The 25,111-nt window shown below is 58.7% G+C and carries 19 protein-coding genes; 12 read left to right on the forward strand and 7 right to left on the reverse strand.

Translation table 11 applies throughout. From position 1 onward, the window contains the following. Positions 1 to 45: 45 nt before the first annotated feature. Entirely contained in the window at positions 46 to 2,391 is a 2,346-nt protein-coding gene (locus tag QK293_RS18135; RefSeq protein WP_282379448.1) for an acylase, read from the reverse strand. A gap of 245 nt (positions 2,392 to 2,636) precedes the next feature. Between QK293_RS18135 and QK293_RS18140 the strand changes: the two genes are divergently transcribed. Further along, positions 2,637 to 3,008 (forward strand): fe2+ zn2+ uptake regulation protein, encoded by a 372-nt coding sequence (locus tag QK293_RS18140; RefSeq protein WP_282379451.1) that lies wholly within the window; start codon positions 2,637 to 2,639, stop codon positions 3,006 to 3,008. Positions 3,009 to 3,027: 19 nt separating this feature from the next. Here the strand turns inward: QK293_RS18140 and QK293_RS18145 are convergent, their stop codons facing one another. Further along, complete coding sequence (locus tag QK293_RS18145) at positions 3,028 to 3,216, reverse strand: hypothetical protein (RefSeq protein ID WP_033055104.1); 189 nt, start codon at positions 3,214 to 3,216, stop codon at positions 3,028 to 3,030. A gap of 543 nt (positions 3,217 to 3,759) precedes the next feature. On the opposite strand from QK293_RS18145, the gene QK293_RS18150 reads away from it, so the two are divergent. From QK293_RS18150 to QK293_RS18170, 5 genes are all read left to right on the forward strand, one after another. Then, complete coding sequence (locus tag QK293_RS18150) at positions 3,760 to 5,001, forward strand: MFS transporter (RefSeq protein WP_282379458.1); 1,242 nt, start codon at positions 3,760 to 3,762, stop codon at positions 4,999 to 5,001. A 21-nt stretch (positions 5,002 to 5,022) separates the two neighbouring features. Further along, positions 5,023 to 6,153 (forward strand): acyl-protein synthase, encoded by a 1,131-nt coding sequence (locus QK293_RS18155; RefSeq protein ID WP_282379460.1) that lies wholly within the window; start codon positions 5,023 to 5,025, stop codon positions 6,151 to 6,153. Position 6,154: 1 nt separating this feature from the next. Further along, complete coding sequence (locus QK293_RS18160) at positions 6,155 to 8,557, forward strand: aldehyde dehydrogenase family protein (RefSeq protein WP_282379462.1); 2,403 nt, start codon at positions 6,155 to 6,157, stop codon at positions 8,555 to 8,557. A gap of 64 nt (positions 8,558 to 8,621) precedes the next feature. Beyond that, entirely contained in the window at positions 8,622 to 9,911 is a 1,290-nt protein-coding gene (locus tag QK293_RS18165; RefSeq protein WP_282379464.1) for an AMP-binding protein, read from the forward strand. After that, positions 9,911 to 10,864 carry a GNAT family N-acetyltransferase gene (locus QK293_RS18170; protein ID WP_282379466.1) on the forward strand — a complete coding sequence of 318 codons (954 nt, stop codon included), beginning with the start codon at positions 9,911 to 9,913 and terminating at the stop codon, positions 10,862 to 10,864. Before QK293_RS18165 ends, QK293_RS18170 begins: the two co-directional genes overlap by 1 nt. Here the strand turns inward: QK293_RS18170 and QK293_RS18175 are convergent. Beyond that, positions 10,853 to 11,029 (reverse strand): hypothetical protein, encoded by a 177-nt coding sequence (locus tag QK293_RS18175; RefSeq protein ID WP_282379573.1) that lies wholly within the window; start codon positions 11,027 to 11,029, stop codon positions 10,853 to 10,855. The two genes, QK293_RS18170 and QK293_RS18175, sit on opposite strands and share 12 nt — an antisense overlap. A gap of 231 nt (positions 11,030 to 11,260) precedes the next feature. On the opposite strand from QK293_RS18175, the gene QK293_RS18180 reads away from it, so the two are divergent. The 5 genes from QK293_RS18180 (at position 11,261) to QK293_RS18200 (ending at position 16,386) form a co-directional block, all read left to right on the forward strand. Continuing rightward, positions 11,261 to 13,252, forward strand: coding sequence for a methyl-accepting chemotaxis protein (locus tag QK293_RS18180; RefSeq protein WP_282379468.1), 1,992 nt, complete (start codon positions 11,261 to 11,263; stop codon positions 13,250 to 13,252). 173 nt (positions 13,253 to 13,425) lie between these two features. Then, positions 13,426 to 13,872, forward strand: a complete 447-nt coding sequence (locus tag QK293_RS18185; protein WP_282379470.1) for a DUF411 domain-containing protein — start codon at positions 13,426 to 13,428, stop codon at positions 13,870 to 13,872. Next, positions 13,872 to 14,306 carry a YqaA family protein gene (locus QK293_RS18190; RefSeq protein ID WP_282379474.1) on the forward strand — a complete coding sequence of 145 codons (435 nt, stop codon included), beginning with the start codon at positions 13,872 to 13,874 and terminating at the stop codon, positions 14,304 to 14,306. Before QK293_RS18185 ends, QK293_RS18190 begins: the two co-directional genes overlap by 1 nt. 85 nt (positions 14,307 to 14,391) lie before the next feature. After that, complete coding sequence (locus tag QK293_RS18195) at positions 14,392 to 15,417, forward strand: alpha/beta hydrolase (RefSeq protein ID WP_282379476.1); 1,026 nt, start codon at positions 14,392 to 14,394, stop codon at positions 15,415 to 15,417. A gap of 15 nt (positions 15,418 to 15,432) precedes the next feature. Then, on the forward strand, positions 15,433 to 16,386 hold the full coding sequence (locus QK293_RS18200) for a D-2-hydroxyacid dehydrogenase family protein (RefSeq protein WP_282379478.1): 954 nt from the start codon (positions 15,433 to 15,435) through the stop codon (positions 16,384 to 16,386). 65 nt (positions 16,387 to 16,451) lie between these two features. On the opposite strand, the gene glgB is transcribed toward QK293_RS18200, so the two are convergent. The 3 genes from glgB to QK293_RS18215 form a co-directional block, all read right to left on the reverse strand. Further along, entirely contained in the window at positions 16,452 to 18,683 is a 2,232-nt protein-coding gene (gene glgB, locus QK293_RS18205; RefSeq protein ID WP_282379480.1) for a 1,4-alpha-glucan branching protein GlgB, read from the reverse strand. Positions 18,684 to 18,685: 2 nt separating this feature from the next. Then, on the reverse strand, positions 18,686 to 22,027 hold the full coding sequence (gene treS / locus QK293_RS18210) for a maltose alpha-D-glucosyltransferase (RefSeq protein ID WP_282379482.1): 3,342 nt from the start codon (positions 22,025 to 22,027) through the stop codon (positions 18,686 to 18,688). A gap of 65 nt (positions 22,028 to 22,092) precedes the next feature. Further along, positions 22,093 to 24,087, reverse strand: coding sequence for an alpha-1,4-glucan--maltose-1-phosphate maltosyltransferase (locus QK293_RS18215; RefSeq protein WP_282379484.1), 1,995 nt, complete (start codon positions 24,085 to 24,087; stop codon positions 22,093 to 22,095). A gap of 229 nt (positions 24,088 to 24,316) precedes the next feature. Here QK293_RS18215 and QK293_RS18220 point away from each other — a divergent pair, with 229 nt between their 5' ends. Next, the gene (locus QK293_RS18220) at positions 24,317 to 24,487 is read left to right on the forward strand and encodes a hypothetical protein (RefSeq protein ID WP_282379486.1); all 171 of its coding nucleotides are present in this window, start codon (positions 24,317 to 24,319) and stop codon (positions 24,485 to 24,487) included. Between the two features lie 4 nt (positions 24,488 to 24,491). On the opposite strand, the gene QK293_RS18225 is transcribed toward QK293_RS18220, so the two are convergent. After that, positions 24,492 to 24,992, reverse strand: a complete 501-nt coding sequence (locus QK293_RS18225) for an MgtC/SapB family protein (protein WP_282379488.1) — start codon at positions 24,990 to 24,992, stop codon at positions 24,492 to 24,494. Positions 24,993 to 25,111 lie beyond the last annotated feature (119 nt).

Below are 25,111 nucleotides of genomic sequence, written 5' to 3' on the forward strand. Positions count from 1 at the left end.
CCTTGCGGGGTGCGGCCTTCATTCCTGATTCAAGCGCCATCAGCGTTACTGTGCAGCCACCTTCCCGGCTTTTTCATCCTGCTCGCGGATTGTCTGAACCTGGTACTGCGGATCGGACGCGATCTGCTGCTCGGTGAACGGCAACACACTCAACTGCTTCCTGGAAAATGCCAGGGTCTGATCTCTGGAATACTTCGAGGCCGGGTCACTGGATAGCGAGAAAGCCAGCAGCCCCTGGGCCTGCGGTCCCTTGTCATCGAAGGTTACCACCTGCAAATAGCTGGTACCGCTGACGACTTCGAGTTTACCGTCGGCTCTCGGCACACTCTGAATGGCGTTATAAATCCCCAGAGCGCCAGGTCCACCGTGAATCGGCGTCTGTTGGCCACCACCGCTGACCACCTGGATATCACCCCAGCGATTATCAGCCTTGAGCCCCCTCTTATTGATCTGCGCTACCGACGCCAGCATCGCGTCGCGAACCGCCTTTGCGACTTCCGGGTGATCGACCGCCAGGCCACGCGGGGTGTGTTGCGGGTCTTTCGGATCGAACGCCACACGCCAGGGATCAGGTGTTTCCTCTAGCGACTCCATGACATTCTGGAAATGCACAAAGCCCAGACCACTGTCCAGATTCGCACTGCGGTCCCAGGCCTTGAGACTGGCACACAGCGGCGTGAGCGTTGGCGCATCGGAACCCAGGGCCGCAGCACAAAACTGCAGCAGGTCCGGCATCACTTGAGCTGCCAGATACACCTGGTCGTCCATCACCATGTGTTGTAAATCCACCGCCGCAATAGGTCCGGTCTTGTTCAACGTATTCAGGCGATCCAGTGCAAAGCGTGTGCGCAGCCCCAATGGCTGGTCGTCCTGACTGATCAGGGGCGAAAAACCGCTGAGCGGTTGCGCCGGGTTGGCCATCCAGGCCGAATCGTTGGAGTGCTGCACAAAGTCCTTGCGCAACAGCTGCGGCAACTTGTCTGCCGCATAGATCCCTTTTTGCGCAGCCTGCGGGTCGATGTCCCAGGCACACGCGCTGTTGGAACCGTCGAGGACGATCATCTGCAACCCGGCGCGAGGATCACTGCACTTGGCCAATTTGTCGGCACCGACGTTCGGCACGACCGAGAGGTTCATGTACAGCGTCTGCCCCTGATCATCCGTCGCCAGGGTGTTGACCCACGGGATCCCCTGAATCTTGTGCACCGACGCCTGCAAGTCCTTGAGGCTGACCGCACGGTTCATTGCATACCACTGCTGCAAGACTCGGTCGTTTTCCAGATTGGCATCGCGCAGGCTGTAGGCGAACTGGTTGTCCCAGTCGAGTTTTCCGGGCCACTGCACGATCGGGCCGAACTGCGAGCTGTAGATCACATGAGAGGCCGGATGGGTCTGGCCATCAGGTTGTTTCACGTTCACGGTCAGGGTCTGTTTCTTCATGGGCAAGGACTTGCCGTCGAGCAGGTAACGGGTCGAATCCTTGGGATCGAGTTGCAGGCGATATAAGGTGAAATGCTTGGACGAGTCCACGGTGTGGGTCCATGCAAGGTGCTGGTTGAAACCGATATTGATCATCGGCAGTCCTGGCAGTGCCGCGCCCATGACGTCCAGTTTGCCGGGAATGGTCAGGTGCATTTGATAGAAACGCATCCCGCCTACCCAAGGGAAATGCGGATTGGCCAACAACATTCCGCGGCCGTTGAAAGAACGTTCACTGCCGACCGCCACGGCATTGCTGCCGCGATCCAGGGCAAAACGCTGCAGGCGTGAGGCGGCCACCTGGAACGCCTCGGGGTCGCCTGCCGTCTGAGCAACGGCTTTGGGTGGCGTCGCGCCGGCCAAGGCTTCGGCAAACTGCCCTACTCCGCCTTCGACCAGCAGACGCCGCGTCAACTTGACCAGGTCCTGGATGGTAATCTCACGCACCCAGTCGCCCTGACACTGCTGCGGCAAACCCTGCGCCCGATGCTCTGCCAGCGAACGGTTATAGCCCGCCACATAACCTTCGATGAGATCGCGTATCGGCGGGGTTTGCGCCTGCCAGAAAGCGGAGACGGCCTGCGGGGTGTTCAGCCAATTGAAGAACAGATCGCTGACCAGATTTTCGCGCTCTTCGACCGTGAACTGATCCGGGCCGAAATACCGTGAACGTTCGCCGTTCACGGTGGTGATCTCATTGGCCAGCAGGCACAGGTTGTCCTGAGCGTAGGCGTAACCAATGCCATAACCGAGCCCGCGCTCGTTGTCAGCACGGATATGCGGCACGCCGAAACTGGTCCGGCGAATCTCAGCGCTCGCCTGCTCTGGCTGACTGCGTGCGTTTGCCGCAAGACTCAAGCCCACAAACACACCCGCAAGGCTCAACCTGGTTAACTGCCTGGAAATAATCACGCTCGCTCCTGATCGAACAGACAAACACCCTGCGTCACACACGCACTGCGCCTTCCCCTACAAACGAAAGAAATGACAAAAAATTTAGGCCCTGAAAGGCGCTTTTCACAGCCATCTCACCGGCTGCTGACGTGATGGCGACAAAATTTCTACATTCAGGGCTTCATTATTTGCCCTGCTCATACGTCTTATAGATTGAGAGCACCCATCACATTTCCTGGCCGGCTCGGATAAGGAGTTTTTGCATGTACAACTCGCAACTGCCAACGGACGGTAGCAACGCGCCAAAGGGCTCTGCCATGGGCTCCGGTGTTTTCAGTCAACGGAGTGAGCGCAATGGCAACGAGCGGATCAGGTCGCTGCTCAAAAGCTTTGGTCTGCGCACCAGTCTGATCCGACTCAAAGTCATCGATGCGTTGCTGACTGCCGCCGAAAGCGACCGCAGCCTCGGCGTGCGCGGCGTGCACAGTCACTTGCTGGACCTGGATATTCCCCTGTCCTTTCTCAGTGTGCGGGAAGTGTTGAAACGCTTGTGCAGCGAAGGCGTGATCACACTCAATTCAGACAAAAGCTACAGCCTGCATCCGCACGCTGCAGCCATGCTCCAACACGAGTGATCAGCTCAAGGTGCGTCGCTCAGGGTTTGACCTTGCGACGCATCATGCCATTGATTACCACCACGATGACCGCCACACCGATGGCGATGTACTGAAACAGCTTCTCGCTGATGACGCCTGCGTTTTGCAGATACGAAAGGCCGAACATGATCCCCAACACCACGAGGGAGATCAGAATCGAGTATTTCAAACGTTGCGACTGAGTCATTGCGAGTTCCTGAACCTGAAAAATGTATCCGATTTGTATCCATATGCATGCCAAGCCCCTACCTTTCTCCGGGGATGGGACGCTACAAGCGGGGTCTCATGTTACAGCCGATGAAGCGTTTTGGCTTTATTGCCCCATGAGGGTTTTGAAATATTCCGTCGAATCACACTGCTGATTCCGCTGCTTGCCATACTTTCCCTGAGCGGCTGCATCATTTTCCCCCACGGTGGCTGGCACGGCGGTCATCATTACGACCGTGGCGGGCCGGGTTGTTACCCGCATCGATAACGTGAGTAATTGAACTTTCATTCGTAAGCTAATTACCCCACCCAATAACTTCTGAATAAATGCCCGCGTGTCGCGGGCATTTTTCGTACATGCATATTCACTTCTTATTTCGTTCCCGGCACCCATCGAAACATAGCGATAACCATTGAAGCTTTTGGTCTTAATCGTCCACTTGAGCTATTCATATTCGATGATTACTCTCGGCGCATCGCAATAAAACCCGCTATCAAACTTCGAGTAAAGAACAGGGATGCCATGCACACGCCTTTAATCAATATCAGCCCCCATTATTTATTTGGCTTTTGCCTTGCGATCACTTTTTTCGAACTTCTGACCTATATGGCCAGCGACATGATCATGCCGGCCATGCTGACCGTCACCCGTCAACTGGATGCCAGCCCCGGCCATGTCCCCTACGCTTTCAATCTTTATCTGGCCGGCGGCATTCTTCTGCAATGGCTTGTTGGTCCGTTGTCTGATCACTTCGGTCGTCGCAAGATATTGCTCATCGGTTGTGCGGTTTTTGCGCTGGCCTGTGCCGCAGCGTTCAACGTGCAAAGTATTTATGCGTTCAACAGCTTGCGACTGATTCAGGGCATGGGGTTGGGGTTTGTCATTGCGGTCAGCTATCCAGCCCTGCAAGAAGTTTTCTGCGAAGCCGACGCGGTAAAAATCATGGCGTTGCTGGGGAACGTTGCGTTGCTCTCCCCACTTCTGGGGCCGTTGCTCGGGAGCCTGCTGCTGGAATGGCTGTCATGGCGGGAGCTGTTTTTACTGCTGGGTATCGGCGGCGTGATGGTCTGGCTTGGGCTGTACCTGTTCATGCCGGAAACCGTGGGCACCCTGCGCCACGACGGTCAGCGACTGCAAGCGGTGCATTTTGAATGGCGCAGCACCGTGTGCCGCTATCTGGCGTTGCTGGCTAACCCGCGATTCCTGAGTGCAACTGTCGCGTTGGGCGTGATGAGCCTGCCGTTGATTGCGTGGATCGGGCTGGCGCCGCTCTTGCTGATCCAGAACCAGGGACTTTCACCTTTGCAGTACGGCCTGTGGCAAGTCCCGGTGTTTGCGGCGGTCATTCTCGGCAACCTGATTCTCAACCGACTGATTGCCCACACTCAATTACCACAGTTGATTCGATACGCGCTTTGGCCGTTTTGCGGCGGCCTCATCGCGCTGGTCGCCGTCAGCTTCTACGGCGCTTCGACAGCAGTGCTGATCAGCTGCCTGGCGCTTTACGCCGTTGGGCTAGGCATGAGCAATGCCGCGCTGTACCGGCTTGCGCTGTTTGCAAGCGACGACAGCAAAGGCTTGGTCTCGGCGATGATCGGCATGACGTCGATCGCCGTCATGGGCGGTGGCGGCTCGATTATTGCTGCGGCCGGGGCCGGTAATAGCCACGAATCCTTTGCTCTGATGGCGGGTATTGCGGGGCTTCTGTGCCTGGCGCCCCTACGCCTGTTTCTGCGGCGTTCCCACATCGTGCTTGCCGTCTGACACCACAACGTAGGTCTTTTGATGATCCATTTACCCCACACCGATGCGCTCTGCGCGTTAACGCAACCCTATTGCCTGGATTCCGTGCCCGAAGGCCTGTTCGACCAGGCGATGGGGGAAATCAGCCTGTTTCATTGTCACCACACGCCGGGTTACGAACGCTGGCTAAACGCCAATGGGCTCGATGCCCGAGACCTTGAAACACTGGATGACTGGTCAAGACTGCCGCCGATCTTCGCCAACTATTTCAAACGTCACGTGTTGTTCAGTCCCACCGGCGAAGGCGCGCTGGAGCTGACATCGTCGGGTACCAGCGGCCAGAAGAGTCGCATGCGCTATGACCCTCGCAGCATGGCGGCGGCCCAAGGCATGGTGAGCCACATTTTCCGCCACTACGGCTGGGATACCCCGGACAGCCCTTGCAATTACTTGCTCCTGAGCTACGAACCCGAGCCCAGCAACACCTTGGGCACCGCTTATACCGACCAGTTTCTCTGCAGCTATGCGCCCGTCAATCGAGTTGTCTACGGATTGCGCCTGACCCGTAAAGGTCACGAGTTCGACCTGTTTGGTGTTATTCGCGCCTTGCAGGCGTTTGCCGACGAAGGCTTACCCGTTCGAATTCTCGGATTTCCAGCATTCCTTTCGCATGCGCTACAGCACATGGAAGACACCACTGCGCCGAATCTCAAGTTACCTGCCCAGTCCCTGGTGCTTCTGGGCGGCGGCTGGAAAACCCAGGCAGCGCAGGAAATACCGTTGCTTGAGTTGTATGCCCGAACCAATCGGCAATTAGGTGTCGACCTGCCCCGCTGCCGGGACGGCTACGGCGCAGTAGAGCATGCCGTGCCTTACCTCCAGTGTGCCCACCATCATTTCCATGTACCGGTTTACTCGAAGGTTTTCGTGCGCAACCCATCCGATTTCACTGTCCAGCCATATGGCCAGCGCGGCTTGCTGGAATTTGTCTCCCCGTACATATCATCAAGCCCGGCGCATGCCGTGGTCATGGGCGATCTGGCGACATTGCACCCCGGAGCAAGTTGCGGATGCGGCCTGGCGACCGATTGGTTCGAGCTGCATGGTCGTGCCGGCACCACCGCGAGTCGCAGCTGTGCCATGGCTGCCTCAGAACTGCTCGAAGGAATTTGATATGTACTTGATCAATGGCCAATTGCGTGACGACATTACCCTGGAAAGCGCCCTCGACCTCCTTCAGAATCAATTGCCTCAGTTGCTTTCTGCGCCGATCGACAGTGATACCGTCATCGATTCGGCGGCTCGTTTCGCCACGCAATTACAGACTCGCAGTCTGGATCTGTCCCTCGAAGACGATCAACGTCAGGGACTTATCGATTTCTGCCAGCCCGGCAATCTGAGCACAAAGCTGGAGCGGGAACTGGGCGTGCACCCTCGTTCGCTGAGGCGAATTGACTACCAACAGCCGAGTTTCGAAAGTTGGCACCCCTTAGGGTTGGTGGTACATGTCACACCGGGCAATGCGCCAATGCTGGCATTCTGCGCAGTCATCGAAGGCCTGCTGGCCGGTAACATCAATTGGCTACGCCCTAGCTCAAGTGATGAGGGTTTCACCGCTAAGTTGCTGGCCGCCCTTGTGCGCTGCGACATCAGCGGCAGGCTTGCCGAATTCGTCGCAGTTTTGCCTGTGAGCACCTCTCGCATACCTCAGCTCTGCGCTCAGGCCGACGGCGTGTCAGCCTGGGGTGGGGAAAAGGCGCTCAAATCGATTCGACAGCAGATCCCGGCCGGATGCCGCTGGATCGACTGGGGGCACAGGATCAGCTTTGCCTATCTACTGCCCGACGCGGCGAGTCTTTCGACGATGGATGCGTTGGTGGATGAGGTCTGTCGTTTCGATCAGCAGGCGTGCTCCAGCCCGCAATGGGTGTTGGTGGACAGCAACGATCCGGTAGTCCTGCAAGATCTGGGGGAGCGCCTGGCCGAAGCCTTCAAACGTCGCGCTGCCCATTGGCCAGCGCGGGTTCCCACAGACCCGGAAGCTTGCGAGATCACTACCTGCACGACCATGGCGCGGCTGGAACACTGCTTTACGAACCAGACTGGCCAGGTCTGGAACGGCCTCGGATGGCGTGTGATCTGGGAGCACCATCAGACGCTCGCACCGTCGCCGCTGTTTCGAACGATTGTGTTGAAGCCAGTACCCCGGCACCTGATCGCCGAGACGCTGTTGCCCTGGCGCACGGTGTTGCAAAGCTGCGCGCTGATGTGCACCCCGGTAGAAACACCCGAGCTCGTTCGAACACTGGTCAACGCCGGCGTCACCCGCATTGCGCCTTGCGCGTCGATTCATGACGGCTACGCCGGTGAGCCCCACGATGGTGTCTATGCACTGTCGCGCCTGAGTCGCCGTCTCTCCGTAAGTCTGGCTCCCGATGTCTCGACGGGCCGAGCAACGCTCGACCCGGCTCCACCCGCCCCCGACACCGCCAATGATCCGATCATGGACAAAGACACCTTCACGGCCCAGTCGATTGGCCCTGCGGCACAATTGTATTTCCGCTCTGGAGGCAGCAGCGGGATCCCGGCCCTGGCCGGTTTAAGCTATCGCGTTTATCAACGAGAGATGCGTGCCGCGGCTGATGGCATGTTCGCTGCGGGGCTAGATCCGTCACAAGACCGGGTCATGAACCTGTTCTACAGCGGCAACCTGTACGGCGGGTTCTTCAGTTTTTCCACAATCCTTGAACAGATGGCCGTTACGCATTTCCCCATGGGGGCGCCCCAGGAGGATGACTTCAGCGAAATCGCCCAATTGATCGTAGACCAGGGCATCACCGTGTTGATCGGCATGCCGAGTACCTTGCACCGACTGTTTTTCACCGAGCAGGCCCGACTTCGCGCGTACGCGGGCATTGGCAAAGTGTTCCTCGGCGGAGAGCATCCGGGAGAGGCCAGTCGGCGCCTGATGGAAAGCTGTGGGGTCTCGACAATTCGCTCTTCACTCTACGGCTCCGTTGACGCAGGTCCCCTGGGGCATGCTTGCGCGGCAACAGCGGATGGCGTGTTTCACTTGATGAGCGACATCCAGCACCTGGAAATCGTGCAGCTCGAACAGGACGTACCGGTGCAGAACAACGAGAGGGGTCGCCTGCTCTTTACTTCCCTCGCTCGGCAAGATCAAACCGTACGTCGATATGAAGTAGGAGATACCGGTCGCTGGATACCCGACGCCTGTCCCTGTGGACTGGACTCACCGCGGTTCGAGCTACTGCAGCGCCACGGCAAGCTGGTGCGAATTGGCACGGAATTCATTTCGCCTTCCGCTCTGCAACAAAGTCTGGGTTTGCCCATTCAAGTTCTTCTGGACCACGCCGCCAACGGCGTCGAACGCATGCGGATCCGAGTGGATGCTGACGCCGACCGAGTTCACGACCAACTAATGACACACATAGCCGTGGCGAACGCCGTGAGCGCCGCGTTGTTAATAGTGGACATTGAAGTGTGTGCCGAACATGAGTTCAGCCGAAACAAACACAGTGGCAAGACACCCCTGGTCATCGATCAAAGAAAATAAAAACAGACTGTTTATTCCGTGACCTTGTTATTTAACCAGACGCCTGATAGCAAACGAGAATCCAGTGAAATCACCCTATTCGCTTGAGCAACTTGTGCCTTATGTACGGCAACATTCCAACTTCTATCGCACACACCTGAAACACTTGCCGTTAAACAGTACTGATTTAAAAGATTTACCACTGATCAACTTGACCGACTATTGGGCTGACAGCGATGACCTGCATCACTGGCCGGTCCTGACAGGCACCGTCGATGATGCTCTGGTGTTTAAAACTGGAGGATCGACCGGCCAGGGCAAACTCTCGGTTTACTCCCGCGACGAATGGCACGCCATGGTCAGTACGTTTGGTCAAAGCCTCACGACTCAACTGAACCATGGCGACCGGGTGGCGAATCTGTTTTTTTCCGGGGATCTTTACGCCAGCTTTCTGTTTACGCATCACTCTTTGGCACACGTCGGGAAATCCATCTGTGAATTTCCGTTCACCGGGCAAGTCGAACTGGATGGACTGGCAGAGGCCATTGCCCGACATCGAATCAATGTTCTGGCCGGGATCCCGGCACAGTTACTGCGATTCGCTGCTTACCTGGCACAGCATCGGCAAGTGCTATGCGGGGTCGAAACGCTACTTTATGCAGGAGAAAGCCTGTTTGCTGCGCAATTGGCAATCTTCGCCGAAGTGTTCCCCAACGCCCGCATCGCTTCGATTGGCTATGCCAGCGTGGACGCCGGTCTCATCGGGGCTTCCGACCGCGACTGTGCATTGGGCGAACATCGGGTGTTCGAACGCCATACCCTGTTGGAAATCGTCGATGAACTCACCGGTGAGGTCATCGAAGAATGCGATCGCACCGGGCTGTTAGTGGTGACCAATCTGGCTCGTCGGCTCATGCCCTTGCTGCGTTACCCGGTGGGTGACCTTGCCTGCTGGCGTGAACCCGGCGCGACCCCGAGGCGTAAATTTGCTCTAAAGGGGCGAAGTGCGTACAGCCAGCGGGTACGAGTTGGTGTGATGTCGCTGTTTCCCGCCGAAATAAGCGAGATCGTCGAGCGGATTGCCAACAGTAACCAATGGCAGTTGCTCATCGAAAATACCGGTTACAAGGACATTCTGAGCGTGAAATGGGTACCCGGGCCCCAGCAACAGAGTGTCGAGCCAATGCTCCGGGCATTACAGGAAGCGCTGGTCACCCAATACCCCGACATCGACGACCTGAGTCGCGATGGGCTGCTCGAATTGCGAGTCCTGCCCTGCGCAGTCACAGACCTGAGCCTGCATCCCCGCTCCGGCAAACAACCGCGGGTCCTGGACTTACGAGTGTATGACGCCCCCTCGCCGGAGCCCGCGTGATGAGCCAATTGATTTTTCGGCGCTACCAGCCTTCCGACGCACAGGCCGTGAGCCAGTTATTTCGCGAGATCTACGGCGATCATTACGCCAGGCCAGATATTTACTTGCCGGCCATGATCAGTCAGCACAATGCCGAGGGCCGCTGGCAATCCGTCGTTGCGGTGGACGACAAGCACGTCCTGGGACACGCCGCGTTGTGCCTCGATGCGCTTTCATTAACCGCTGAACTGGCGCTCATGGCGGTGCATCCCGCCGCTCAGGGGCAAAACGTCGCGACGCTTCTTGGCTCGCAACTCATCGAGCTTTCAGAATTCTTGAAACTCAAAAGCCTCTCGATCAAGCAAGTGACTCACCATCCGTACACTCAACGCATGGCAGAAAAAATCGGCTTCCATAGCACTGGCTTGCTTCCCGACTACATCGCGTCGCCACTCACTGAACCGTTGCGGGAAACCATGGTGCTGGGTTGTCACATGAATGAAGGACATGAACGCCCGCTCCCCGATACCCCATGGCCCGAGAGTTGCCGAGCGTTCATGGAGTACCTTTGTTCAGTATTCGGCACTCACCAGGGCATGGCGCCTTGCCTCCCTCTGCCTGTGCAAATCGAACAACACCATGAACGGTTCGAAATACTCATTCATCGCTTGAACAAACATCTTCTGGATCAAATCCGGCACCTGCCCAGGCGCTGGTTGATCTCGGCCAAACTCGAACTGTCCTGGCACTTTGCCGAGGATTTAAGCAATTTGTCGGCCCTCGGCTTCACCTTCACCGGGCTGATGCCCACGCAATACAGTCAAGGGTGGTTCGCGCTGTTTCACCGAGGGGCCGAGCCTCGGCACCTCGAACTGCATTGCCCGTACATGCAACGGTTGCATGACGACTTACAGCAAAACGGCAACACCCTCAGCAGCAACGCTGCACAGGACAGCGCTTGCTCAGCCGCTTGAGTCTTTTCGATGAAAGTCATTACCCGGTTCTTGCTTGGGGGTGACATTTTCCGGATCGAAGCCTTTGATGTTCCTGTGCAGTTTCTGCTCATCCATTATCTTCGTGTTCAGCACGGTGGGATTGCTTCCCACCAATGCCAGCATCTGGAAAGTGCCCTGTTTCATTGGTCTAGACATTAATTAGAAATGGGCATAGGTAACTGAACAAGTACTAAGTACACGCTGGCTGCGTTAGTTAGTATCCCCTACGACACCTTTCACGCGCGCCACCCGTCACCTCACGCCGTTCTTGCACTATCGTACCTAAAGCTCGGCTTTCCCAAGCCGATAGCCCTTGAAAGCGCCAATTTTCCATACCAATAATCACAACAAGAACGCTGCACAAGGACCGGTCCCATGCCCGCATTCCGTACCATTCAGGCTCGTTACACGCTATTTCTGGTCCTGTTCATTCTGCTGTTGTCCGTGCTGACAGTGGTCGGCATCAGCCAGTTGGTCGCACCCAAGCTGCGCCACACTGAAGAACAAGTGGCCCTCAACCGCATCGCCGAAGTCGCCGAGCAAATCCAGGGCGAATTAAACAAGGTTCAGGCGCAACAGCGCAGCATCACCCAGACCATTCCCCTGCTCGACAGTGCGGCCATCGACAGCGTTCTGCCGGGGTTAGTCGACCAGTACGGTGAATTGAAAGTCTTCGGCGGCGGCATCTGGCCACTGCCCGGTCAGCGTGAAGCCGGACGCAACAAGTTCAGCACCTTCTGGCACCGCGATGCCTCGGGAAAATTGGCCGTTAACATGTTCTGGAACAGCGACGCCGCGCCCAACTATTACGACCAGACCTGGTACAAGGGTGGCATGCAGACCCCACGCGGCCAATGCGCCTGGGCAGCTGCTTATAAAGATGACGCCAGCGCCGAGCCGCGCACCAACTGCGCCATGGCAATCCAGAAGAATGGCGCGGCCTATGGTGTCTCGACCATCGACGTGACCCTGGGCTTCTTCAATGACCTGATCGCGCGCAAGGAAAAAGACCTCGGCGCCGAAATGCTGATCGTCGAGGCCGACGGCAAGATCATCAGCAACAGCTCGCGCATCAGCGGGCCGATCGTACTGAAGAACATCAGTGAACTGGCCGGCAACTCGCCATTCGCCACTCAGGTGAAGGCCGGCCTGCAAAACCGTGACCAATCGCAGCGTGTCGAATTCGACGACAACGGCGAACCCAATACTTTCTTCATGCGTCCGATTGAAGGCACACCCTGGTTCCTTGCCACGGCCTTGCCGACCAAGCTGATCACCGCCCAGCGCGACGACGTGCTCAGCACGCTGAGCCTGCTGCAAATCCCGATGGTGATCCTGCTGGTGTTGTTGCAGATCTACGCGATTCGCCAACTGATCCAGCGGATGAAAGCCCTAAAGGCCAACATCGACGCACTGTCTGCCGGTGACGCCGACCTGACCAAACGCATCACCATTCGCGCCGAAGACGAACTGGGCGCCATCGGCCACTCGGTCAACGCCTTCATTGCCTACTTGCAGAACATGATCGGCGAAGTCACCCAGGCCACTGGCGCCATGGCATCCAGCCTGGATAACCTGCAACGCACGTCCGCCCACACCAGCCAGATTCTGGTGCGTCACGCTTCGGAAACCGATCAGACCGTCACCGCCATCACCGAGATGAGTTCCACCGCCGAGAGCGTCGCGCAGAACGCCGCCGAAACCGCTGCCTTCACCCAGCGCGCCAACGAAAACGCCGACCGTTCGCGGGTCGTGGTGGGCGAAGCGTCCAGCAGTGTGATTGCGCTGATCGACGAAGTGGCCAGCGCCACTCATAAGGTCGAAAGCATGCAGCAGGACGCGCAACGCATCACTGAGATTCTCGGAGTGATCGGCGCCATTGCCGGGCAAACCAACTTGTTGGCACTCAACGCTGCCATCGAAGCGGCCCGTGCCGGCGAACAAGGCCGCGGTTTTGCGGTGGTGGCGGATGAAGTGCGTGCCCTTGCCGCCCGCACTCAGGCCAGCACCTCGGAAATCAACGAAATGCTGACCCGCCTGACTCAGGGCGTGAGTTCGTCGGTAAGCGCCATGGAAAACACCCAGGCCAGCTGCCAATCGGCCGCCGATGCCACGGCACGGGTCAACACCGGTCTGGATGAAATGGCCGGTTCCGTCAGCCATATCAACAGCCTCAGCACCCAGATCGCCACCGCCGCCGAGCAGCAAAGTGCGGTGACCGAAGAGATCAACCGCAGCATGGTGCAGATCCGCCACATGGTCGATGAACTGGTGAAAAGCGGTCAGGCCAGCGAGCTCAACACCCAACAACTGCTGGAAGCCAACAGCCGCGTGAGCGCGATTATGGGGCGGTTCAAGGTCCGCTGATTTTCAGCTGACGCACGACCTGTAGCAGCTGCCGGACGCAGCCTTCGGCAGCTGCTACAAAGATTTGGAGCGCAGCTAATTATTCGGTATTACTTCGAAACAATCTCCTGCCTCGATGTTGGCTAAACGGGTCAGAATGCTTTTTTTGGCCGCAATTCGAGACGAGATTCCCCATGCGAACCCATCTGCGACTGGTCGCCTTGAGCGCCCTGTTGATTTCCTCCCTGGCCCAGGCCGCTGACCTGATCCCGATCGAGGTTCACCGTGATGCCAATTGCGGTTGCTGCAAAAAATGGATCAGCCATCTGGAGGCCAACGGCTTCAAAGTCGACGATCACGTCGAAACCAACATGAGCGAATTCAAGCAACAGCACGGCGTGCCTCCGCGCCTGGCGTCGTGCCACACCGGCTTGATCAACGGGAAATTCGTTGAAGGCCATGTTCCGGCCGATCAGGTGTTGGCCTTGAGCAAGCGCGACGATCTATTGGGCGTTGCCGCCCCCGGCATGCCCATGGGTTCGCCCGGCATGGAAATGGACGGCATGAGCGACGCATACCAGGTGATCGGCCTGAAAAAGGACGGCACTGATGTGGTGGTGGCGGACTACCCCGCCCATTGATGTTCGGTGCGTACTTCGGGCTGTTTTTCGCGGCATTCGGTGCGGCAACCCTGCTGCCCTTGCAGTCCGAAGCGGTGTTGGTGGGCCTGTTGCTCAGCGGCAAGTATGGGCTCTGGTCGCTGCTCGCCGTGGCGACGTTGGGCAATGTTCTGGGGTCGCTGGTGAACTGGTGGCTGGGCCGCAGTATCGAGCGGTTTCGCGATCGGCGCTGGTTTCCGGTCAGCCCGCGTCATCTGGAAAAAGCCCGAGTCCATTATCAGCGCTATGGTCATTGGTCGTTGCTGCTGAGTTGGGTGCCCGTCATCGGTGATCCGCTAACCCTGGTGGCCGGCGTGATGCGCGAACCGCTCGGGCGCTTCCTTCTGATCGTGACCCTCGCCAAAGGCGCCCGTTATGGCGTGTTGGCCTTCGCGACATTGGGCTGGATGGGGTGAACAATCATGCACCGTGATTGCCTGTGTTTAATGTCGCCCTAATCGTGCCGATCCAGCATCGGCCGATTTCCAACGGAGTTCACCCATGTCCCTCACCCTTTCCCGATGGCTGCCCGGCCTGCTACTGACCGCTGCACTGCCCGTCATTGCTCACGCCGAAGGCCCGGAATATGGTCAGGAACTGCAGGGTTTCGAGTATCCCTACACGGTCAAGCATTTCGCCTTTGAGTCCCAGGGCAAATCACTGCAAATGGGTTACATGGATGTTGCCGCGTCTGGCAAGGCCAACGGGCGCAGTATCGTACTGATGCACGGCAAGAATTTCTGCGGTGCAACCTGGGAAACCTCGATCAAGGCCCTGAGCGAAGCCGGTTACCGGGTCATCGCCCCGGACCAGATCGGTTTCTGCACCTCCAGCAAACCGGACAACTATCAGTACAGCTTCCAGCAACTGGCCGCCAACACCCAACAACTGCTCAAAGCTCTCGGCATCCAGAAGGCCAGTCTGCTCGGGCATTCCACTGGCGGCATGCTTGCCACCCGCTATGCGTTGCAATACCCCGAACAGGTCGAACAACTGGCCCTGGTCAACCCTATCGGTCTTGAGGACTGGAAAGCCCTCGGCGTGCCGTATCTCACAGTGGATCAATGGTATGAACGCGAGCTGAAGGTGACCGCGCAACGCATCCACGACTACCAGCGCAGCACTTATTACGACGGTCGCTGGAAACCCGAGTTTGACCGCTGGGTGGACATGTACGCGGGCATGGCCAAAGGCCCGGGTAAAACCCAAGTGGCGTGGAACTCGGCGCTGATCTACGACATGATCTTCACCCAACCGGTGTACTACGAATTCAAAGACCTGAAAGTGCCGACGCTGCTGCTGATCGGCACCTCTGACACCACGGCCATCAACAAGGACATCGCACCGCCCGAGGTCAAGGCGAAAATCGGTCATTACGACGTCCTCGGCAAACAAGTGGCGAAACTGATTCCCCGGTCGACGCTGGTTGAATTCCCCGGCATGGGCCACGCGCCGCAAATGGAAGAACCGGCGCAATTCCACCAGTCCCTGCTCGCCTGGCTGAACAAAACCAACCCCGCTCATTGATGAGGTAAGGCTCTGATGGCTGTGCAGATTGCGGTGATTGATGACTGGCAGGATGTGGCCCGTGGCGTGGTGGACTGGTCGGTGCTGGACGCCATCGGTCAGGTGAACTTCATCCATGACTACCCGGCCGACAACGACACCCTGGCGGCACGGCTGGGTGAGTTTGAGGTGATCTGCGTGATGCGCGAACGCAGCCGGTTCGATGAAGACCTGCTGCGCCGCTTACCGAAACTCAAGCTGCTGGTCACCGGCGGCATGCGCAACGCCGCCCTGGACCTGAAAGCCGCCACCGCGCTGGGTATCCAGGTCTGTGGCACCGACAGTTACAAGCACGCCGCCCCGGAACTGACCTGGGCACTGATCATGGCCGCGACCCGCAACCTGATGGCCGAAGCCAATGCCCTGCGCGCAGGCAAATGGCAGCAAGCGCTGGGCGGCGACCTGCATGGCAAGACCTTGGCGATTCTCGGTTTAGGCAGCATCGGCACTCGCGTTGCCCAGTTCGGCCAGGTGTTCGGTATGCGGGTGATCGCCTGGAGCGAAAACCTGACCGCCGAACGTGCAGCCGAAGCCGGAGTGACCTATGTCAGCAAGCAGGAGCTGTTTGAACAGGCTGACGTGCTGTCGGTCCATCTGGTGCTCAGTGATCGGAGCCGAGGTTTGGTCGACGCCCAAGCGCTGGACTGGATGAAACCCACGGCGCTGCTGGTCAACACCGCCCGCGGGCCGATTATCGATGAGGTGGCGTTGATCAAGGCGCTGCAGAAACAGCGACTGGCAGGCGCGGCGCTGGACGTCTTCGAGCAGGAACCCTTGCCTGCTCATCATCCGTTCAGAACCCTGGACAATGTGCTGGCCACGCCCCACGTCGGGTATGTCAGCCAGCACCACTACCAGCAGTTCTTCTCGCAGATGATCGAGGACATTCAAGCCTGGTCGGTCGGAGAACCGATTCGCCTGTTGAGCTGACTCCGCGTCATTGCACATCGCGAGCAGGAGCCTGCTCGCGTGATGCCGGCGACTCGGTCGTTAGATCAACCCTCCGGACGCAGCATCAACACCGCCAGCGGCGGCAAGTTCAACACCAACGACAGTTCCTGCCCATGGCTCGGCTCTTCCTCGGTAAACGCCCCGCCGCTGTTGCCATAGTTCGAACCGGCGTAGGTGGCAGCATCGCTGTTGATCACCTCGGTCCAACGCCCGGCAAACGGCACGCCGACGCGATACCCCCCGCGCGGCACCGGAGTGAAGTTAGCCACCACTAACACCGGACGCCCGTCCTTGCTCCAGCGCATGAAGGCGTAGACGCTGTTGATCGCATCATCACCAATCAACCACTGGAAGCCTTGCGGCGCGTCGTCCTGATCATGCAGCGCCGGCTCTTCGCGATACAGCCGATTAAGATCGCCGACGAGTTTCTGCACCCCTTTGTGTTCCGAGTACTGCAGCAAGTACCAGTCCAGTTGCTGATCGTGGTTCCACTCACGCCATTGACCAAACTCGCAGCCCATGAACAACAGCTTCTTGCCCGGGTGCGCCCACATGAAACTCAGGTAGGCGCGCAGGTTGGCGAATTTCTGCCAGCGATCGCCCGGCATCTTGTCGATCAGCGAGTGCTTGCCGTGCACTACTTCGTCATGGGAGATCGGCAGGATAAAGCGCTCGGACCAGGCATACACCAGGCCGAAGCTCAGTTCGTTGTGGTGATGGGCGCGGTACACCGGGTCCTGCTGGATGTAGTGCAGCGAATCGTGCATCCAGCCCATGTTCCACTTGTAGTCAAAACCCAGTCCGCCCTGTTGCGTGCCCTGGCTGACACCCGGCCACGCCGTGGATTCTTCAGCAATCACCAGCGCGCCGGGGGCTTCGAGATCTACCACATCATTGAGATGGCGCAGAAAGTCGATGGCTTCGAGGTTTTCCCGACCACCGTGACGGTTCGGCACCCACTCGCCAGCCTTGCGTGAGTAGTCTCGATACAGCATCGATGCCACGGCATCGACCCGCAGGCCGTCGACGTGGAAATGTTTGAGCCAGTGCAGCGCCGAGGCCAGCATGTAGCCGTGCACTTCGGTGCGACCCAGGTTGTAGATCAGCGTGTCCCAGTCTTGATGGAAGCCTTCCTGCGGGTTGCCGTATTCGTACAGCGCAGTGCCGTCGAATTGCGCCAGGCCGTGGGTATCGGTCGGAAAATGCGCCGGCACCCAGTCGAGGATCACGCCGATGCCGGCCTGGTGGCAGGCATTGACGAACGCGGCGAAATCATCCGGCGAACCGTAGCGGGCGCTCGGGGCGAATTGCGACAGCAGCTGATAACCCCATGAACCACCGAACGGGTGTTCCATGATGGGCATCAGTTCGATGTGGGTGAAGCCCAGTTCCTTCACATACGGAATCAGTCGTTCGCCCAACTCGTGCCAGGTGTACTGGCGCGCCACTTCGCCCAGATCATCCAGCTCGCATTGCCAGGACCCGGCATGCAATTCGTAGATCGACAGGGGTGCGCTCCGCTGATGACGGTCCCCACGCGATTGCATCCACTCGTGGTCCTGCCAATCGATGTTCAGCGGTGAAGCGACTTTTGACGCGGTATCCGGCGGCAGCGAGGTGGCCAGCGCCATCGGGTCAGCCTTCAGCGGCAGAATGCCTTGGGCACCGAGGATTTCGTATTTGTACGTTTCCCCCGCCTGCAGTCGCGGGATAAACACCTCCCAGACTCCGGTGGGATGGCGCAGGCGCATCGGGTGCCGGCGACCGTCCCAGTTGTTGAAGTCACCCACCACCGACACCCTTTTGGCATTCGGTGCCCACACGGCGAACCGCACGCCATCGACACCCTCTACCGTCTTCAGCTGCGCACCGAGGCAAGCGCTGAGATCGCGGTGATTGCCTTCGGCGAACAGGTACAAGTCCATCTCGCCGAGTAACGGGCCGAAGCTGTAAGGATCCTCGGAAACTTGTTCGCCGCCGGCCCACCGGGTTCGCAGCAGATAGGGCTGCTCCCGATCGAAATGCCCGACGAACAGGCCCGGTGTCTGGGTGGCCTCAAGGTTGCCGAGTTCTTCCCCGGAGTTCTTGGCCAGTACCTGTACGCTCAAGGCGTCCGGCAAATAGGCCCGAATGAATTGCCCGCCGGCACCATCGCCGTGGGGGCCGAGAATTGCAAAGGGGTCGTGATGTTCGGCGCGTACCAATGCGTCGATGTCCCGCGATCTGGGCAGCAACGCTTCTTTAGCGTGACCCTGTTCCTTGTTCGAGAAACTCATGACTACTCTCCACCAAGATCGGAAAAGGGTTTAAGCCCACTCAATAACCCATACAAACCGTGCAACGGCACGGGCAACCAGGTGGGGCGATTTTCTGCCTCATAGGCCACTTCATACGCTGCCTTCTCCAGGCCGAACAACGCCAGCGCGGCGTCCTCGCCTTCCGGATCTTGCCATGCATGAGCAAGACTAGCTGCCGCCAGCCGATAAGCGTCGACAAATGCTTGTCTTGCTTCATTTAAATAGCGATCGGCGACACGTTGACGAGCAGCTTGGGCATCGGCCGTGTTGTCGACGTTGTGCACGTTGATCGCCATTGCCGCAGCGTAGTCAAAGGAACGCAATACGCCACTGACGTCTTTGTACGGGCTGTGTTTGCCCCGACGTTCGTGCAGCGGTCGCGCCGGCTCGCCTTCGAAGTCGATCAGGTAAGCGTCGCCCTTGATGACCAGCACCTGGCCCAAGTGCAAGTCGCCGTGGACGCGAATCCGCAGACCACCGGTGGCTTTTTTACCCAGTTCCTGAACATGGCTGAGGATGGTTTTTTTGTTGTCCAGTAAACGACTGACCAAGGCGTTGTCTGCCGGATTCAATTCGCTTTGATGCTGCTTGAGTAACTTCAGCGCGTACTCCAGTTGCGCCGCCACGTCCTTGGCCGATGCCAGGGCATCTTTCTGGGAGGTGACCTGCGGGGCGAAGTCCGGGTTGTCGCTGGGCGCCGCCAGCAGCTGGTGCATTTCGCCCAGACGCTGACCGAGCATGCCGGCGAAGTCTCTCAATTCACCCAAGGCGTTGTAGTGTTGATCCTGCTCGGACATGGCGTCGGCCAGTTCGTCGCGCAGTGCCCGTTCGAGGTTGTTCTGGGTCCATTCCCAGGCGTCGCCCTGATTGCTCAAGTAGCCTTGGGCAATCATCAGCAGATTGTCCTCGCCCACTGGATCACGGCGCACCACCGAACCCAGCAGTGGCGAAATATTGCGGAAACCGGCGTTGGTCAGGTACGCGCTCATTTCCAGTTCCGGGTGCACGCCAGACGCGACCTTGCGGATCAGTTTCAGCACCAGGCTGTTGCCGATCACCACCGAACTGTTGGACTGTTCGGCGGACAGGTAACGCACTTCCGATTCCCCGGTCAGACCGAGTTTCGCCAGCTCCGCCGTCGGCTCGAAGTGGATCTCGCCCGCGCTGGATGGCAATACGGAATTGCTTTGTATGCTGTGCAAGACCGTATGCACAAAGGTGTCGAGGCTGAAGGCGTCGGTGATCAAACCGACCTGACGCACGCGCCGGACCCGAGACAAGGCCAGTTGCTGAGGCAACGCGGCACCGACCTGATCTTCGGAGATAAAGCCGAACGGCAACTGATAGCGACTGGTCTGGCCGCCGCTGGTGACGTTGATTTCACTCAACAGCATCGGATGTTGCGGATCGCCGAAACGCACACCGTAAGCAATGTTGACCTGCTCGATGGCCGCGTCCTTGCCGGCGAACCAGCGGCGATTCTGCAGCCAGCTCGGCAAGATGCCCTGCTCCAGCGTGCCGCGGGACGGCGCCTCAAGCAGCTCCTCCATGCGTTTCTTCAGCACCAGCGTGGTGAAGTCCGGCAGGCTTTGCGCCGGTTCCACGTGCCAACTCGGCATCTGGTTTTCCGCCGCGAGCACGAACCAGTAGAAACCGTAAGGCGCCAGGGTCAGCAGGAAATTCAACTGGCCGATCGGCGGGAAGGCGTTACCGCCGAGCATCTCCACCGGCACCATGCCGACGTAGGCTGACAGGTCCAGCTCCGCCGCTTGTGCGCTACGCGACACGTTGGCCACGCACAAAATGATCTCGTGCTTGCCGTCGGCCCCGGTGAATTCCCGGGTGTAGGCCAGAATCCGCCGGTTACTCGGCGACAGCATTTTCAGCGTGCCGCGACCGAAGGCCTTGGACTGCTTGCGCACGGCGAGCATGCGCCGGGTCCAGTTCAACAGCGAATGCGGGTCGCCGGCCTGGGTTTCGACGTTGACCGACAGGTAGCCGTATTGCGGGTCCATGATCGGTGGCAGCACCAGGCTCGCCGGATCGGCGCGGGAGAAGCCGCCGTTACGGTCAATCGACCATTGCATCGGCGTACGCACACCGTCACGGTCGCCGAGGTAGATGTTGTCACCCATGCCGATTTCGTCGCCGTAATACAGGGTCGGCGTGCCGGGCATCGACAGCAGCAAGCTGTTGAGCAATTCCACGCGGCGACGATCGCGCTCCATCAACGGCGCCAGACGCCGACGAATCCCCAGGTTGATCCGCGCCCGACGGTCGGCCGCGTAGTAATTCCACAGGTAATCGCGCTCCTTGTCGGTGACCATTTCCAGGGTCAACTCATCGTGGTTGCGCAGGAAAATTGCCCACTGACAGTTGGCCGGGATTTCCGGGGTCTGGCGCAGGATGTCGGTGATCGGAAAGCGATCCTCCTGAGCCAACGCCATGTACATGCGCGGCATCAGCGGAAAGTGGAACGCCATATGGCATTCGTCGCCGTTCAGGCATTTGGCATCGGTATCGCCGAAGTACAGTTGCGTGTCTTCCGGCCATTGGTTGGCCTCGGCCAGCAGCATGCGGTCGGGGTAATTGGCGTCGATTTCGGCGCGGATCTGCTTGAGGACGTCGTGGGTCTCGGGCAGATTTTCGTTGTTGGTGCCGTCGCGTTCGATCAGGTACGGAATGGCGTCCAGCCGGAGACCGTCGATGCCCATGTCGAGCCAGTAGCGCATCACCGACAGCACCGCTTTCATGACTTGCGGGTTATCGAAATTCAGGTCGGGTTGGTGGGAATAGAAGCGGTGCCAGAAGTACTGGCCCGCCACGGGATCCCAGGTCCAGTTGGACTTTTCGGTGTCGAGAAAGATGATGCGAGTGCCGTCGTATTTTTGATCGTCATCGGACCAGACATAGAAGTCGCGCGCCGCCGAGCCCGGTTTGGCTTTGCGCGCACGCTGAAACCACGCGTGCTGGTCCGAGGTGTGGTTGATGACCAGTTCGGTAATCACCCGCAGGCCACGTTTGTGGGCTTCAGAGATGAAACGCTTGGCGTCGGCCATGGTGCCGTAGTCGGAATGCACGCCACGGTATTCGGCAATGTCGTAGCCGTCGTCGCGCCGTGGCGAGGGATAGAACGGCAACAGCCAAATGGTGTTGACGCCCAGATCGGCAATGTAATCGAGTTTGGCAATAAGGCCGGGGAAGTCGCCGATTCCGTCATTGTTGGAGTCGAAAAAAGACTTAACGTGTACCTGGTAGATCACCGCATCCTTGTACCAGAGCGGGTCTTTGATAAAGGTGGCTGCCTTGGGTTTCTTCGCCATTTGAAGCTCCTGTTGAAAACTGGAAAGCGCCTCGGCCCAGATCGTTCCCACGCTCTGCGTCAGTGCTAAACGGTGATTCGCCAGATCCCGAACGGTTGATTCGCCGGGTCGATCCGCATGAATTGATACTTGCCGTGCCAGGTCCAGCGATGACCGTTCATCAAGTCTTCGCCCTGGGTGCTGGCGTCGTCGGACAAGCCCATTTCCCACAGCGGCAATTCGAAATTCGCTTCCTGGACGTTATGCGGATCAAGGCTGACGGCCACCAGAATGAAATTGCTGCCATCCGTGCTGCGTTTACCGAAATACAGAATGTTGTCGTTCCAGGCGTTGTAGACCTTCAAGCCCAGATGCGTCTGCAGCGCTGGGTTCTGCCGACGGATGCGATTGAGCTGGGCGATCTCGGCAATGATGTTGCCCGGCGCGTTGAAGCCTCGTGGGCGGATTTCATACTTCTCGGAATTGAGGTACTCCTCCTTGCCCGGCACCGGTGCCGCTTCGCACAGTTCGAAGCCGGAATACATGCCCCACAGACCAGAGCCCATGGTTGCCAACGCCGCGCGGATCAGAAAACCGGCGCGCCCCGACTCATGCAAAAACGCCGGGTTGATGTCCGGGGTGTTAACGAAGAAATTCGGCCGGAAGCATTCACGCCACGGCGACTCGTTGAGTTCGGTGAAGTAGGTCGCCAGTTCGGACTTGTTGTTGCGCCAGGTGAAGTAGGTGTAGCTCTGGGAGTAACCGACCTTGCCCAACCGCGCCATCATCGCCGGGGTGGTGAAGGCTTCGGCCAGGAAGATCACCTCCGGGTACAGCGCCCGCACATCAGCGATCAGCCACTGCCAGAACGGCAGCGGTTTGGTGTGAGGGTTGTCGACGCGAAACAGCTTCACGCCCTCCTCGACCCACCCCACCACGATGTCGCGCAACTCAACCCACAGACTCGGAATCGCATCGGCGGCATAGAAGTCGACGTTGACGATGTCCTGGTATTTCTTCGGCGGGTTCTCGGCATATTTGATCGTGCCGTCCGGCCGCCAGTTGAACCAGCCCGGATGCTGCTCCAGCCACGGGTGATCCTGGGAACACTGAATCGCGAAGTCGAGGGCGATTTCCAGCCCATGGTCAGCGGCTGCCGCGACAAGACGCCGAAAGTCTTCGCGAGTGCCCAGCTCGGAATGAATCGCCTCATGCCCCCCCTCTTCGCTGCCGATGGCATACGGACTGCCCGGATCGTCCGGCCCGGCGGTGAGGGAGTTGTTCGGGCCTTTGCGGTAACTGCGGCCGATCGGGTGGATCGGCGGAAAGTACAGCACATCGAAGCCCATGTCCTGGATCATCGGCAGCCGCGAATGCACATCGTTGAAAGTGCCATGACGGGCCGGATCGTCAGTGATCGAACGCGGGAACAGTTCATACCAACTGGCGAACTGCGCCAGCTCCCGTTCGACGTCGAGCGGGTACTCAGGGCTGATGCTCAAATAGGCCCGATGATCGGCCTGCGACATCAGCTCGGCGCTACGCTGGTGCAGAAACAGCTCGACCTGCTCGGTTTCGAGCAGACCCGACAATTCATGGTGCAGTGCCGCCAGTTGTTCACTCAGCAGCCCTCCCATGCGTTCGGCGGCTTGCTGGACCAGCGTTCGCCCTTCCTGCAATTCCAGGCTGACCGGCACCCTGGCCGCGTGTTTTTTCTCCAGCTCATAACAGAAGCTGGCGAACTGATCGATCCAGGCTTCGATGCAAAACATATAACGGCCCTGGCGCGCGACCCGGAATTGGCCCTGCCACCCGTTATTGCCCAAGTCAGTCATGACTTCGCTCTGCCAGGTTTCGTCGCCCTCGGCACGCGAGCGCACTCGCACGGCCAACGTGTCGTGACCGTCGGCAAACACTTTGCTGGTCACCACCACGTCCTGACCCACCACGGCTTTGACGGCGAACTGCCCGCCATCGAGTGTCGGCATGGTGTTTTCGATTGCGATGCGCGGTAGCAGTAAAGCCTGCGACAGCGGCATATGAGGGTTGTAGTTCAGCTCTGTCGGTTTTTCAGCAGTCATCGAGCATCTCTCCTTTACGCCCCAGGGACGCTCTTGTGTCTGTGGCTTGTCACTGGATAGCCATCCCGCAGGACCGTCCGCCCCGGAATGAACTCACTTAGGTTCCGAGCGACAGGCACCGGTAAAGTTCACGAGCATTGGCCTGAGCCTTTGGGGGAATCAATCCCTTTGCACGGTGGTCAACACACTTAAGCACGACTTACGCCATGTGCAACTGGAGGCTAAATTTATGAGCATTCCAATCCCTGCCGAGACGCCTGATCCAAACATCGACAGCCCGACCATTGCGCCGACCGAGCCTGAACCTGTGCCTGAGCAAGAGCCGCCCGGCACCACCCCGCCACCTCGGGAAGAGCCACCGAGCACCACGCCGCCGGTTATTGTGAAGCCGACGTCATGACAATTTACGGGGCGTGATCCTTATCGAGCATGCGTACGATCCTTGGCATCACACTGAAGATCGCCAGCGCCAGGAACGTACTGAACACCGCCGTCGCCTCTCGCCCCAACCCGGCCGAAACGCCAATGGCCGCGGTCATCCACAACCCGGCAGCGGTGGTCAGGCCTTTGACATGCCCCTCATCGCCCTCGTTGTTTTTCAGAATAGTCCCTGCACCAAGAAAGCCGATCCCCGCGATCACACCCTGCACCACACGGCTCATGGCATCGGCCTGAGAGCCGGACATTTGCGGCACCAGCACAAACAGCGCGGCGCCGAGGGCCACCAGCATGTGGGTGCGCACGCCAGCGGCCTTGCCTTTGTGTTCGCGCTCGAAGCCGAGAATCCCGCCCAACACCGCCGCCATCAGCAGTCGCACGGTAATTCGCGTCAGTTGTGAAGCGTCGCCGATGTCAGCGAACTCCGCTTGCAGGGTTACCCAAACCTCATGCCACCAAGCGTTCATGGTGTTGTCCTTGTGATGACTGGATAGAAAGTTGCTCGATTCAGGATGGACCGCATCGACCATTAATCGGTTGCACAGAACGATGATCCTCGGCTGTGTCCTAACACGTTAGACCCCGC

The sequence above is a fragment of the Pseudomonas sp. AL03 genome (assembly GCF_029960815.1).
Taxonomy (GTDB): Bacteria; Pseudomonadota; Gammaproteobacteria; order Pseudomonadales; family Pseudomonadaceae; genus Aquipseudomonas.